At 47.2% G+C, this 13,875-nt stretch carries 10 protein-coding genes and 1 pseudogene; 8 read left to right on the forward strand and 3 right to left on the reverse strand.

The features are described 5' to 3' along the window. Nucleotides 1-35: 35 nt before the first annotated feature. From NZD86_RS22095 to NZD86_RS22110, 5 genes and pseudogenes are all read left to right on the forward strand, one after another. Nucleotides 36-796 (forward strand): annotated as a pseudogene (locus tag NZD86_RS22095) (transposase). Nucleotides 797-884: 88 nt separating this feature from the next. Further along, a complete protein-coding gene (locus NZD86_RS22100; protein ID WP_268044222.1) occupies nt 885-1,043 on the forward strand; it encodes a hypothetical protein in 159 nt (52 codons plus the stop codon). Beyond that, nucleotides 1,027-1,194 carry a baseplate wedge 1 family protein gene (locus tag NZD86_RS24855; protein WP_407655192.1) on the forward strand — a complete coding sequence of 56 codons (168 nt, stop codon included), beginning with the start codon at nt 1,027-1,029 and terminating at the stop codon, nt 1,192-1,194. The genes NZD86_RS22100 and NZD86_RS24855 overlap by 17 nt, the downstream gene beginning before the upstream one ends. 529 nt (nt 1,195-1,723) lie before the next feature. Further along, nucleotides 1,724-2,470 carry an IS1380 family transposase gene (locus tag NZD86_RS22105; RefSeq protein ID WP_268044223.1) on the forward strand — a complete coding sequence of 249 codons (747 nt, stop codon included), beginning with the start codon at nt 1,724-1,726 and terminating at the stop codon, nt 2,468-2,470. Nucleotides 2,471-2,524: 54 nt separating this feature from the next. Further along, nucleotides 2,525-3,669, forward strand: a protein-coding gene (locus NZD86_RS22110; RefSeq protein ID WP_268044224.1) for an IS3 family transposase whose coding sequence is annotated in 2 segments (ribosomal slippage) — nt 2,525-2,783 and nt 2,783-3,669 — 1,146 coding nt in all. Because the reading frame shifts where the segments join, the coding sequence is not laid out codon by codon here. Nucleotides 3,670-3,868: 199 nt separating this feature from the next. Here NZD86_RS22110 and NZD86_RS22115 read toward each other — a convergent pair. After that, nucleotides 3,869-4,144, reverse strand: coding sequence for a hypothetical protein (locus tag NZD86_RS22115; protein ID WP_268044225.1), 276 nt, complete (start codon nt 4,142-4,144; stop codon nt 3,869-3,871). Nucleotides 4,145-4,471: 327 nt separating this feature from the next. Here NZD86_RS22115 and istA point away from each other — a divergent pair, with 327 nt between their 5' ends. The 3 genes from istA (at nt 4,472) to NZD86_RS22130 (ending at nt 9,296) form a co-directional block, all read left to right on the forward strand. Further along, a complete protein-coding gene (gene istA / locus NZD86_RS22120; RefSeq protein WP_268044226.1) occupies nt 4,472-5,668 on the forward strand; it encodes an IS21 family transposase in 1,197 nt (398 codons plus the stop codon). Then, a complete protein-coding gene (gene istB / locus NZD86_RS22125; RefSeq protein WP_456057552.1) occupies nt 5,665-6,447 on the forward strand; it encodes an IS21-like element helper ATPase IstB in 783 nt (260 codons plus the stop codon). The genes istA and istB overlap by 4 nt, the downstream gene beginning before the upstream one ends. A 977-nt stretch (nt 6,448-7,424) precedes the next feature. Further along, nucleotides 7,425-9,296, forward strand: coding sequence for an O-antigen ligase family protein (locus tag NZD86_RS22130; RefSeq protein ID WP_268044228.1), 1,872 nt, complete (start codon nt 7,425-7,427; stop codon nt 9,294-9,296). 57 nt (nt 9,297-9,353) lie between these two features. Here the strand turns inward: NZD86_RS22130 and NZD86_RS22135 are convergent, their stop codons facing one another. Beyond that, complete coding sequence (locus NZD86_RS22135; protein ID WP_268044229.1) at nt 9,354-10,670, reverse strand: glycosyltransferase; 1,317 nt, start codon at nt 10,668-10,670, stop codon at nt 9,354-9,356. A gap of 227 nt (nt 10,671-10,897) precedes the next feature. Further along, the gene (locus NZD86_RS22140) at nt 10,898-13,213 is read right to left on the reverse strand and encodes a beta strand repeat-containing protein (protein WP_268044230.1); all 2,316 of its coding nucleotides are present in this window, start codon (nt 13,211-13,213) and stop codon (nt 10,898-10,900) included. Nucleotides 13,214-13,875: the final 662 nt, after the last annotated feature.

The following is a 13,875-nucleotide window of genomic DNA, read 5'->3' on the forward strand; positions in this document are numbered from 1 at the left end:
TTGAAGAGACGGTATTCCGTTCTCTACATGATGGAATGTATGTGTCGCTCAAACGTGACACAGTCGAGAACGAATCCATTTATGTGGCCATGGGTATTGACGAGGATGGGCACAGACAGATACTTGGGTACTGTTGGTGGTCAGAGACGGCCTCTCATTGCCAAGAAATATTCCAAGACATACGAAATCGTGGCGTCGAAGAAGTCCTTATTGGCGTTGCAGATGGGTTGTCAGGCTTAAAAGAGGTATTTCTGAGCGTATTCCCAAGGGCAGATTCCGGCGCTGTGTAGTTCACAATCTGCGGAATATTATTGGCGAGGTACGGGCCAAAGACAAGCCAGCCATACTGGATGACTTTAAAGGGGTGTACTCAAGTCCGACGAAGGACGAGGCCTTAGCGTGTTTCAGGAAATTCGAGAGGAATGCTAAATATCCACGCGAAGTACAATCGTGGCGCAATGACCTCGAAGAAAACTACAAGGGGCCAGGATGCGGAACATACGGAACGACGACAGTCCCGGTCACCGACTCCTACGGGGTGACAACGGACATCAGCTATGACGTGCTTGGTTATGTAGATACAGACGTCGCGATCACAGTCAAAAAGTTAAACGGCTACACGACGGACACCACAGCGGCCATTCAGAACGCAGTAGCGACATATCTGAACCCTGTTGCTATCGGAACGAACATTTACATCTCGAGCATTTTGGGTGCGGCTCTCTCAGCAAACCCTAATCCGGCTAACCGTGCATTTTATGTCGTGAGCGTTCAAGCCTGCATGGCGGCACATTAGGGACATCTGACATCCCAGTTACGTTCCAACAAGTCGCACGCGAGAACACGTCATACATCACTGTGACACCGCAGTAAGGGGCGATGAGATGGCGATAGACAAGTATCGAAACCTCCCATCGGAACATCAGGGAAGACCAAAGTCCACAGCAGGGTTATCTGCAGCCCTGAACAAAATTGACGACGGAATGACGGCGACGAAGTCCATACCATCTGCGTTCGATGTAGACAATGCTGCAGGGGTTTAGCTGGACGTTTGGGTCAGGTGATGGACAGTTACGTGACATTGGTGTTGCGCTTACGTCTGCATCCTCAATTCTCGATGACGATCACTATCATTTGGTCCTCAAAGCGAAGATCGCACGAAATCAATGGGATGGAACCATAGGACAGGTATGATACCTTGAACGGGGCTTTCCCCTAACTCCGCTCTGCAAATCATCGATAACCGGATTTTCCATGCAGGCTGTCGCCACAAACCTCACGCACACCTTTCGACTGAGGTTGTGACGGCCGGGCTCATAATCCCAAAGCCAATGGATGTCACGCTCATCATCATTGCAGATACCGCTTTTTCTTAGCCAGACTACTTTGGTGGACTCGTCAGCGGTGAGGATATGACTGTACCCACTGCAGTCAGTGGGTAATTGTAGGACCTTCTTGAGTTGTCGCCTGCCCCCTCGATGTTCGACGTGTTAACAAATTGCGTATAGGCATCTCGTAAAATTTATAACCTGAAATATTCATAGCGTGATCGCGAAGGGACTGTAAACGCAAGCGGCACAAGTCTATAGGAGGGATTTGTCGATTCACTTAAAAGGTGACGTGAGCACATAGGAAAAGAGCCCAACCTTTGGTAGTGTTAAGGTGTCGAAGCCAAACACAACAAAGGAGTGCTCTTCTATTGAAAAGCCTACAAGAGAATGTCATGAACTTCAACCCTCGGATGAAGGTGAATTTTGACGGCGGTGACTTGACCTCGGATGCTGGACTACTCCTATACAAAGAATTTGATCACAAATTGGGTCTATTCGAGGCTGTGGAAGACCTACTTGTAGTTCATGATTCGGTCTTACATCGTGATCATCCGAACAGTGACGTGGTTCTTCAGAAACTGTATCAGCATATAGCTGGCTACCATACTGACGACCACGCAGATGATCTAGCCGTTGAGCCGTTGCTCAATGCGCTGTTGGGAAAAGAACGCTTGGCCTCACAACCCACGCTGTCTCGTTTTAACGATAAGGCGGATATGGAGACTGTAAAATCTCTGGAACATGTGAATGAAACGCTGCAGCGCCGCGTGTATGCTATAAAGCCCCAGAATCAATTCGTCTTTGATATGGATTCATCCGGCTTTGCTGCTTACGGAAAACAGCATGGCGCGAATTTCAATTACCACTATCAGCAACATGGATTTCATCCGTTGTTTTGTTTCGACGGATTGACAGGTGATTGCCTGCGGTCCGAGCTCCGTGCGGGGAACGTGTACACTTCCCGTCAAGTCGTCCGGTTTGTCGGACCCGTTCTGAAACGGTACGAGACATGGTCACCGAACTCGCTCATTGTCATTCGTGGCGACAGTGGATTTGCCGTTCCAGGACTGTTTGAGTTGGCAGAGACTAATAGCCATAAATATGCAATACGCTTGAAATCAAACGCCCGTCTACTATAGTGGACCCGTAAAACTGGACACCCGATAGGAGGACAGTTGGGTTACACTATGGCTATGAAAAAACAGTACACACCAGAGTTCAAAGCCCAAGTCGTAAGAGAGATTCTCAAAGAAGAAAAGACGATGGCACAGATTGCTGCGGAGTACGAAGTTCACCCCGTGCAATTGAGCCAGTGGAAGAAGACTGCCTTAGAAAACCTTGCTAGCCTGTTTGTGGACGAGCGTAAGGCAGCTAAGGAGCAGAAGGCACAGGAACAGAAAATCGAACGACTGTACGCACAGGTCGGTAAACTAACCACTCAGCTCGAGTGGATCAAAAAAATCTGGCATCGACCCGGAGCAGAAGTGAGCGTCTTGCCATGGTGGAGCGAGACAACAAGAAAGTTTCGCTCAAAACTCAGGCACGTATCCTAAGTCTGAACCGCTCCGGTCTGTATTACAAGCCTGCTGAACCTTCAGATGAAGAGGTACGGCTAAAACATCGGATTGACCAATTCTACACGGATTATCCGGTCTACGGCAGTCGCAGAATCACGCATCTACTGCGCCGTGAAGGCTGGGATATCAACCGCAAGCGTGTGCAACGCTGCATGCGAGAGATGGGCATCGAGGGGATCCACCCCGGTCCGAACCTCAGCAAACGTAACTTGAAACACAAGGTCTACCCATACCTGTTACGCAACGTGACGCCCAGCCACCCCAATCACGTTTGGGGAATTGATATCACCTATATCCGCCTAAAACACGGATGGATGTATTTGGTTGCCGTCATCGATTGGTACTCACGGTATGTTGTGAGTTGGCAGCTTGATCAAACTCTCGAGATGCCATTCGTATTAACTGCCGTCCGTTCAGCCTTATGCCAAGCTAAACCAGAGATCTGGAACAGCGACCAGGGGAGCCACTTCACTAGCCATCAATATACCGATCTGCTGAAAGAAGCCGGTGTACGGATTAGTATGGATGGCAAGAATCGAGCTTTGGACAACATCATCACAGAGCGTTTCTGGCGTACCCTCAAGTACGAAGAAGTGTACATTCACGAATACAATAGTCCAAAGGAAGCGAGGCAACAAATCGCCAAGTTCATACAGCGGTACAACTACGACCGCCCGCACCAGTCACTAGGCTATCTGACACCAGCAGAAGTCTATTTCCAGAAGGGGCGAACTGCACTACACCCTCCTAAGGCTATCTGAAGAATCAGTAATAATGTTATTAACTTCAACTACAAAAAGTGTGTCTTGACAAAGGGGTCCACCTTAGAGTGGAACGGGAATTACAAGCTGGTGACACCATCGCGCAGGCCATGGCAGATGGCTGCTAAGAAGGAGTCGTCCCCAAGTCAAGCATAAGCCCTGTCCTCATTTAATTGCCATGCATACGATGGCTTGTACCTTAAAATGACCTTGGAATCGTCTGTTCCAGGTGGAGAACGTAGTCAGAAAAAATGTTGCGAACGGTCTTCTCGTTAAGCCCTACAGACTCTGCTACATCAGTGTATTTGCGTTTGATGGACTCGCTTTCGATGTAGCGGATTAAACGCTTTGCCATCATCCGTTTGGGGTCCATGGACTCAAAAGGTTTGAAGAAGACCGCACCACATTCCTTACAGTTGTAACGCTGTCTCACCACGTAGATGCCGACACGTTGTCGTCTGACAGGAATGTCCATGAATCACTGATCCTTAGAGCCGTACTTCGAGAAGTTCGGAAAGGAACCGCAATGTGTACACGCAGGAGGTGTTGATACTTTCTCCACCCAAATATGTCTGTTGTCGCCTTCGTCCTTATCGTCGATGATGTTGAACTCTGGGAGGCCGAGATGTTCATCCAATCAACAACTCACGGTTTCCGTAGATGTTCCCCAGAACCTCGTAAGTGTGAGCATCGGTTGTAAAATCCCCAACAACGGTTGAAAATTCCCCACCTAAAGCCTGACAATCTCCCCGGAGGGGAGAGAATCTTGGTCAAGAACGGGGAGTTTTTTGTGATTAAGGACATGCATGATAAGGGTATGAGCGTGTCACAAATTGCTCGCGAAGTCGGACGCGACCGAAAGACGATTCGTAAGTGGTTGGGGGAATCCGAGCCCGCTATGTACAAACGCCACACTTACAAACCAAAGAAAATTGATCCGTACCGGGAATACGTGCTACGGCGCATGAGTGAGGGTTGCGTGAACGCGACGGTTATCTTTGATGAGATTTCGGAGATGGGTTATGACGGTGGAATAACGCAACTACGTGTGTTTATGAAGCCTCACCGACAAGCCGCTGAAGAGAAAGCTACCACACGATTCGAGACGCTACCTGGCGAACAAGCTCAAGTAGACTGGGGTAGCTTCACAGTGAACTGGCATGGTCACAAGAAGAGGATTTATGCGTTTGTGATGGTATTGGGCTACTCTCGCATGATGTACTTGGAATTTACGGAGAATGAGAAGCTAGAAACGCTCATGGGCTGCCATGTAAGGGCCGCGGCATACTTCAATGGGGTAACCGCGACTTGTCTATACGACAACATGAAGACCGTGGTGGCCAGTCAAGACGACCGAGGTAAGCCGATTTGGAATGAACGGTTTGCCGCCTTTGCAACACACCATGGTTTTAAGCTCAGACGCTGCAAACCCTACCGCGCCCGTACGAAGGGAAAAGTGGAAAATGGGGTCAAGTACGTGCGGAGGAATTTCTGGCCAAGGGTCCGAACGTTTACTGGGCTTGATGATTTGAACAGGCAAGCAAGGCACTGGTTAGATACTGTGGCAAATGTCCGCGTTCATGGTACCACTCACCAACGACCGATAGACCGATACCCAGAAGAGCAGCTTCTGCCAATGAATACGGTACCGTTTGAAAGTGCGGAACGTCATCTACGGAAAGTACCTTCTGACGCACTGGTTACATACGAGACAAACCGCTACTCTGTGCCGTATCAATTGGTAGGTTACATGGTTGAAATACAGGATGAGCGTAATGGTGTAATCCTGTTCTTCCATGCTGGAAAGCTAGTCGCCGAACACACGAAGTGTCCAGGTAGACACGTGATAAACAAAAAACACTTCGAGGGGATTCTCACTGGAGGCAAACAAAAGGTTCCCCAACCTATCCCACGCCTCATTGAAAATCCAGCACCCGAAGTGATGCGTCGCCCACTCTCTGTGTATGACCGTCTACTAAAAGAGGAGGTCGTACGCTGATGCCGGAACAACGAATTCAGCACGCATGCGAGGAATTAGGATGGTCTCGGGTACCCGAGGTCCTTTACCAGCACGCTGAGCAGGCTTCCAAAGAAAATATATCTTACCTTGAATTCTTGGACAATCTCCTGCAGGAAGAACTGCGTGCCAAATACGAGCGTATTATACTCACGCGGACTCGCTTCGCCAGGCTTCCGTTTCAGAAGACGCTTGAGGAGTTTGACTTCACATTTCAACCCTCCGTTGACGAGCGAAGAATGCGCGACCTAGCAACTATGCACTTCCTGGGCCACCAAGAGAATGTAATTTTCTTAGGACCACCGGGAGTTGGTAAAACACATCTAGCAGCAGCCTTGGGGCTGGAGGCCATTCGCCAACGGCATTCGGTCTACTTCACCACAGCAAATGAGTTAGTTGAGTCACTGGAGGAGGCACATGAGAAGGGAACCATTCGCCGCAAGCTGCGGCAATATACTAAGCCAGCGCTGTTGATTGTAGACGAGATTGGATACCGAAAGATGAATAACGCCGCGGCGCATTTGTTCTTTCAACTCGTAGCGGAACGATACGAAAAGGGTGCGATGATCCTCACTTCAAACAAATCCTATTCCGAGTGGGGAGATATCTTTGGAGATAACGTGCTTGCAACAGCAATTCTGGATCGCATCTTACACCACTCCACTACGGTAAATATCCGTGGAGAGAGTTACAGGATTCAGGAAAAGAAGAAGGCAGGATTCCTAAGATTGGATGAAGACGGTAAACCGATGACGCTATGAAGCTGAGGTTAACTGATGAAACTGGGGAATTTTCGGCCGATTATTTTGAGGAGTTTTAAATCGTTGTTGACACAAGAATAATTTAGTTGTGTGTTTCTCGGACTACTGTTTGATGGTTTTATCCTCAGGATGAGTTCTGCCAAAACAGTATGATGTCTAAATTACGTAAACATGGCTCAAGAGTCAGTTGTGACGAACACATTAGTAGTGGGGTTTCAGTTATGTCACTCTAAATACTCCCCAATGTGTTTCAGTTGCCCCTACCGTGGACTTCGCCACCTGTGCTTTCCTAAGTTTACAATTGTAACAGGACTTGCATTCCATAGCGTCCGTTAATCGACAACAGAAATCGAGTGTAGTATTGTTCGTGAATATGAAGACAGGCGGTATCAGTATCCACGTTGATGGGATGCCCTCGGGTCATGAAGTTATCAAAGTCTTCCACGACTATTCTTTCTTATTCCATGGTAAAATTGTGGTCGAATTGATGTTTGGGAGTGATTCATTTAGTGGTTTACAAAAGAAATTTCCATAAATGGATAATCGGTTTGGTCCTTACCGCTACACTTATAATCCTGCCTTTTCAATCGAATGGTGTTTTTTTTGCTAAAGGTCATTATATTGTGGATTTAGTTACCAGTACTATTTTTCTAATAGGTTGTGTTGTCATTCTCCTTTCCTCTCTAAGAGACCAACTCTCCAATTCTCTAACCAGGTTCGTCTTATCGGACTACGCCATGGCTGTGTGGGTCCTATTATACCTGGTAGCATTTCCATACAGTGCGTCTCGCACATCGTCCATACTTGGTGGATTGGACGCTTTATCACTACTCATTTCCTACCTTCTGTTACGTATCCCCTCTATTCGGGATTGGGCGGGTCCCTTCGCCTTCATGGGTTTTCTAATATCATCTGTTGTTATCAGTGTTGTCGGATTCGCTAACGGATGGGGCCAATTTCCCATGGCATCTTCTATCGTGACATCGCCAATCCAGGTCTCATCAGTCTTCCAATATCACAATTCGTTTGCGGCATTTGAAGCATCCGTCACTATAGGAGCTTTGGTTTATGCTTCTCTCAACCGGAATGGCTTATGGACGAACGCTGTTGCGACTGGAATCGCGAGTATAAGTCTGAACGGGGTAATTTTCTCAGGTTCGAGAGGAGCACTGGCTCTTTGGCTCGTCACTATGATTATAACGATTATTGGTCTACGCGGATTCCAGGAAGGGCATTTTTATCGAACGCGTTTCATGCTTCATAGTTTTCTGACAGTAGTGGGCACTATGGTCGGTTATGTGCTTATTCACAAAGGAATTGTTCATACAAACCCGTTGTGCGGCTGGCTCGGTATCTCCTTGAGTCTTCTTATTCCAATGTCCTTGTCCACTTTCATCTGTTTAGTGAAGCCCGTTAGACACCTATTATTCTCACGCTTCTCAAAATCGTTATGGACATACATCTCGGTCTGTGTTCTCATTACTGTCGTGACAATTGTTGTCAAACATCATGCACTGTTAGACAAGTTAAACACGTACAAAATCCAGCAACTTAGTGTATCCCAACGATTCGTCTTTTGGTGGGACGGGCTGAAAATATTTATACGCCATCCCTTATTCGGATACGGCAAAGGGGGATGGAATGCACTATTTATGCGATATCAGTATTATCCTTACTATAGCACGCAATCTCACTCATTTGTTATTGACACCCTTATCGAAGTCGGTCTAGTCGGGACACTGGCTCTTTTTGTAACTGCGTGGCCAATGATTCGAGGAACATTCTGGGGATATTTTTCATCCGTTGAGTTCGTCCGTAGTTCCGGGAGAAAAATGTCTAGACATGCTGCTGTCGTCTCTCTTAGCTCGATTAGTTTCATGCTACTGGTACACTCCTTTATGGACTGGGATATGGCCTTTCTTTATTTACAATTGGTCTTCTGTATGGGTATTGGTGCAGGTGCAGGACTTAATGCACGACAGCTAAGTATACCTAATATCACCAGGAAACAAAAACCGATTTGGCTAATCGGTGTAGTTACGCTGGGTATCTTTTCGATGGGGGGAATCTACTTATCATCAGTCAATATTCGAGCAAACGCCTTAATTGACAAAGCGCAATCTCTAGGAGATTATCAAATGCGTCTTTCTCTTCTTCAATCTGCCGAATCGATAGTGCCGTATCGAGCAGATATCGTCCAAGATATTGCTGTCACCGAAGCTCACACTTTACAAACTGGGAATGTTCCGCCATCGGCACAAACTCAAATTTCTCGTTCCGTTCTTGCAAATTTAGAGAAGGCTTCGGACAAAGCGCAGTACGATTACAATATAGCAAGCCAGGCAGCAACCGTTGCCTATCAAATGGGACAGTACGACAACGCCTATCAGTATGCGTTACGGGCATTCGCAGATGCCCCATTTGTTTCTTCTAGTGTGTCGCTGGCTATTAATGCGTCTACGTTAGACGGTCTACAGTCACAGGCGCATAGCGACCGTGCAAACCGAGCCTTTAATAATTCGCTTGCACTATTCAATGAGTACAAAACCCGGTATAGGGTAGTTCAGAATCTACCAAGTTACTTGCCTCCTGAGCGCGCATATATCTTGGATGACTTCTGTTATGATTCTCTTGCTGCCTCATCACTAATCACAGGGCACACGAGGGAGGCTGGCATCTTTGCTGCACAAGCCACAAAGTCCCAGACCAAACACACTGTAGATGTGGGAAAGATGATTCAATTAATTATATCCAACCATTCAATCGCTTCGACACCAGTTATCCAGTTTGTTGCGACACATCCAGATGTCGAGTCATCTTTTCAATTATTGACCAAGTTTCTTCCTTAAGTAATTTTCGAGAAGGGAGTCTGCTCCGACTTCCTTCTCTCACTTAGACTCCGAACTTTAGTTATCTTTGAGGCTGGCTGCCATTCTATCCTTCAACTCGTTGAGAACAAGATCGGACTTTACGGTCTCTATCATACTGTCCGAATAAATCAAGCCGCGATATTGGCTGGCGGTCTCCCTAGCACGACTTATTAAGCCCTGGATACGCTCTACATCGATTTTTTCTTCTCTGACCAAACATGCAGCTAGCCAAAACCAACCTTCTGGATAGGCTGCGTCCGCTTGAATGAGACGGTCAGAGATCTGGGCCGCCTCAAGATAATTTCCTAACATGTATTCGATCTCGATCTGATACTTTAAGATTTCGGGTAATTGAGAGTGACCCTGCCACGTTGCCAGTTCTTCTCCCGCCCTAAGGTACTTTAATGCTTCCTCATTCCGTCCTAGACTCCGTAACTCACGACCCATAAACAATTGATGACGAACCTCATTCGGCTCATTGGCTATCGCGGACAATAGTAACCTTATATTGCGTTCGTACTTCTGTTTAACATCTACAATATGAGGGTCGTAACCCCTGTGTAATAGACGGATTCTACCGCTAACGATGTTCAAGTATTTCGCTACACCCTCTGTCATTACCTCTTCATGAATCTGTCCGATCCAGTGGATACCACAAGATTTCTTAAACATTCGAACAACCGATGTCGGTTCGAGGACTGTTCCAACGCTATTCATTTGCAGGATCCGAACTGCGAATGGTTCCTCGAGGTGGTCATAGATCCCTGCGACTGTTCGAATACAATTAGCATCATCTGCGTACAGCATTTCGTCTGAGTCGACGGAAATCACCCAATCTGTAGATACAAGCGACATCGCATAGTTTCTCGCCTCTGCAAAATTGTCGCCCCACGCAAAATGATGAACGTTTAATCCGACGCGTTCGACCAACTCTACAGTCGAGTCTGTGGATCCGGTGTCCACCACAACAATCTCATCTACTGCACTCAGCAGTGCGTGTATACAGTCTGAAATTGTCTCTTCATTATTTTTGGTTAAAATAACTGCGGAAACCTTGACTGCGGGATGCCTGAGCAACCTGAGAATGCCCTTGTCCACAACTCCCCTTTCTACAAGTCTTGTGTGCTCCACGAGGTGGGTAAACCATTTACCTAACGGATCCAAGATTGACGCCCGTTCGAAACAAAAGCGAGCCATTTCTCCCTGGTTCAAGTGCACGCACGACTCGCCAAGTGAAATCCAGGCTTGTGTGTTAAGTCGATCCGCGTGTAAAGCACTTATAGCAGATGATCTAGCCCTTCTGTATTCCTTTCTAAGTAGGTATTCAACAAATTTTGCGTTGCTTGAATCCATTTCATGTAGCCTCTTTCTCTCTAACCTTCTCCGGCTGGATCGATTCATCGTATAATCTTCTAGTTAAAGCTTGGGAGAGACAAATGATTATTTTGTTCAAAATTTTATATAATTAGTTCACTGAAGGCATCCTTTCGTGTCTAGAACTGCGGCTGACAATGTGATCATGTTCGATACACAAAAAGAAGGCTGGCAAGATTGCCAGCCTTCTCCTAGTTGTTGTCCAATTACCAGTTAATTTGCCCAACCTGGGTATTGTCGCTCGAGCTACCGAAGTGTGTATCCGAGGAACCAGTGTTGCTCAGATACAACGAACCTTGTGTACCAGCTGCACTGTTCTTCACGTATGTGAAGGCGTATGTTGTGCCGCTCGCCGAAGCGCTGGTGTCGTAGTATACTGAACCACTTGCGGTATTGCTCCAGAATGGAACATTACCATTTTGAAGTGTCAGTGTAGCTTGACCTTGTGCGTTCGTGAACACCGTTACCAAGTCAGGGTTGTTGCTGTGGCTCCAAGACACAACACCTGGAATGGAGACGCTGGTGTAGTTAATGTTAGCCGGGCCAGCATACAAAGGAACAGGTGTAGCAACCGCAGAACCGTTGGAACCCAATCCTTCTTGAAGCGCTGTGCCGTTTACGGCAGTCAACCATACGCCCGTTGCGCTACCATCAAACGCCAAGCTTGTTGCTTGATTTGCAACTGGGTTTCCATTAGCGTCAACAACCGTATAGCTTACATTTTCACTGCTTCCGTAGGTATGCAAGGAAGAAATGATTGGGCTAAACGACTTAGCGTACGATTGCGTGGATGAGAACCCATATCCAACCGTAGCGCTATCTGAACCGGACGAAATTGTCAGGGTTGAAGTCGCACCACCGTTAGTACCTTGACCCATGGTTACCGTAAAGTACGGTACAGCCTGTGAAGTTACTACCGTTTGACCGTCAACAGCGATCGTATAGTCATGCGTGCTGGAGTTATAGGTTGCTGTAACAACGGCCGATGACAAATTCTTGAGATAGCTGTTCGACGTCAAGTCATAACCTGCTACGTTTGTGAGCACAGCACCATTAGTAGCGCTCAGATTATACGTAACAGTCGTCTTTGTCAACTGAGCCGAAGAGCTGAACGGTACCACATAAACTTCTTGACCACCAGGAATACCCGACAATGATGTGGTAGCACTTGTTGCACCACTAAACGAGGACGTGAACGGATATACACCGATCGCGGACAAGTTCGATGTGGTAGCAGGAGCTGTCCATTGAATGTCCGTAGGATAGTTCGTGCTGTTCCAATTAGCATCGACTTCAGCGTATGCGTTCGATGCATCATCAGTGTAGCTGTTCACATAGACCGTAGCCTGACCGTTGGCATCTGTGGTAGTGGTATAGGTATTTGTACCCAAGGATGCGCCAGTTGAACTAGCGAAAAATGCACCACTATCGTGCGAGCCGTCACCCTTAGAGTTGAGGGTAAAGGTAACTGACTGGCCAGACTGAACCTTATTGTTGCTGTCAAGCGGCAGGGTGATTGTTACCGGAACCAACCCAGTTGTTGCATTCGAAGCCGATGATGTTGTTGCACCAAATGGGGTAGAGCCCGTGCCAGCTGGTGTAACAAGTGGATTCGTGCCGACGAATGCAATGTAAGCCTTTTGGCTTGGCGTATTACCAGATGCGGTGTAAGGAGCATCAAACTCTACAGAGTAAGCACCAGAGCCAGTGATTTTAATGCTAACCGTGCCGGTCGCATCCGTTGTTGCTGTACCAGTGTAGGTACCAGCAGTGGCATCGTGAGTCAAAGAAAGGAAGTTACTTCCTTGTTGTACTACTGCAGAGTTGTCGAGAACAACTGAAACATTTGCATTAGCAACCGCATTGCCATTTGCATCTGTCAATTTAGTTGTTAATGTTAGTGCATTGGAACCCTGGGCAATAGCCGGTGATGCTTGTGTTCCAGAACCAGCAACGTTCCCCGTAACAGTTACCGGGCTAAGTGCTGCGCTTCCAACTACGGTGGTTCCACCCTTAATGCTCAAGCCAGCTTGACCCGTGAATGAGCCATTTACGCCAAGAGCCGTCAGGATGTTGTTGATGTAGAACACCGGCAGGTAGGTCGTAGCTTGAGCGGATGGGCCGCCAGCTGGATCCTTAGCTGCTTGGGTGTTGAACTTCTTAACAGTCGTGCCGTTAACGGTAACGCTGGTGTTACCTGTGCCAACGCCACCATCTACAGAAATCTTAGAAGCGTCAACGCCAGGAGCTTGGATTGCCCAGGTGTGGGTTACGCCGTCCCAAGTAGCTGTGAAGCCGATCTTAGCCAGCGCTTGGTTGAAGTAGTAAACCGGGAAGAAAGCCGTTGTATTGCCGGAATCTTTACCGGTCATTTCGAATGGGTTAGACAGAACAGAACCATTAACTACGATAGGTAGTTGGCCTGCTTTAGACAACCCTGTGGATGTTGCAGCAAATGCCATCGGGGCAGCAGAGCCGAGTACGACTGCAGCTGCAGCGATACCTGTAAGCGTACGTTTCAAGAGTATTTCTCCTCCCATTTTTAACAAGTGGATGAGTACTGAAGTTCTGGTGACGAGGTCACCTTGTTGCCTGGCCTTCGTCAATGTCCCCGCGTGTCCATGACGATGTGCTAGTTTGTTGACCTCACTGCAAGTTTCCGTCCCATGCAACGAGCGAAAACAAAATCTAGGACTTCCGACAATCCCGACACGTAGGAAGACATCCCTCCCTTCAGTGCAAGTTTGCACCGAATTAATATATCTATGGCTTTAATTACGACACAGAGCCGGTATTTCCTTCAAAATGAATCGAATCTGGTCGAAAAACTCGTATTTTACGAGCTCTAGAAGATTATGTATGTAATACACCACTTCAGTGCCGCATTATACGCTTTCTTTCAAGACAGGTAAAGTCAATTAATAGTTTTTTGGGCAAAAAAATCTGTAGACCCAATCAAACACTCTCATAAGTATGCAAGATTTTTTGCATAAGAACGAGTATTTCTCGACAAAGTTTGCAAAATACTTTGTCTTTGTAGGGCTAGCACTTAACTAGCGGTTCAACGGGATATCGCCGTAGTATTGGGTGCGTTTTGCAACCGCTGCAGTACCTAACGAGATTTTCCCACCTTATAGACGATCCACGTGCACAAAATGTTACACCTTATGTAGAAATTTTTTTG

The sequence above is a fragment of the Alicyclobacillus dauci genome, assembly GCF_026651605.1.
GTDB lineage: Bacteria > Bacillota > Bacilli > Alicyclobacillales > Alicyclobacillaceae > Alicyclobacillus > Alicyclobacillus dauci.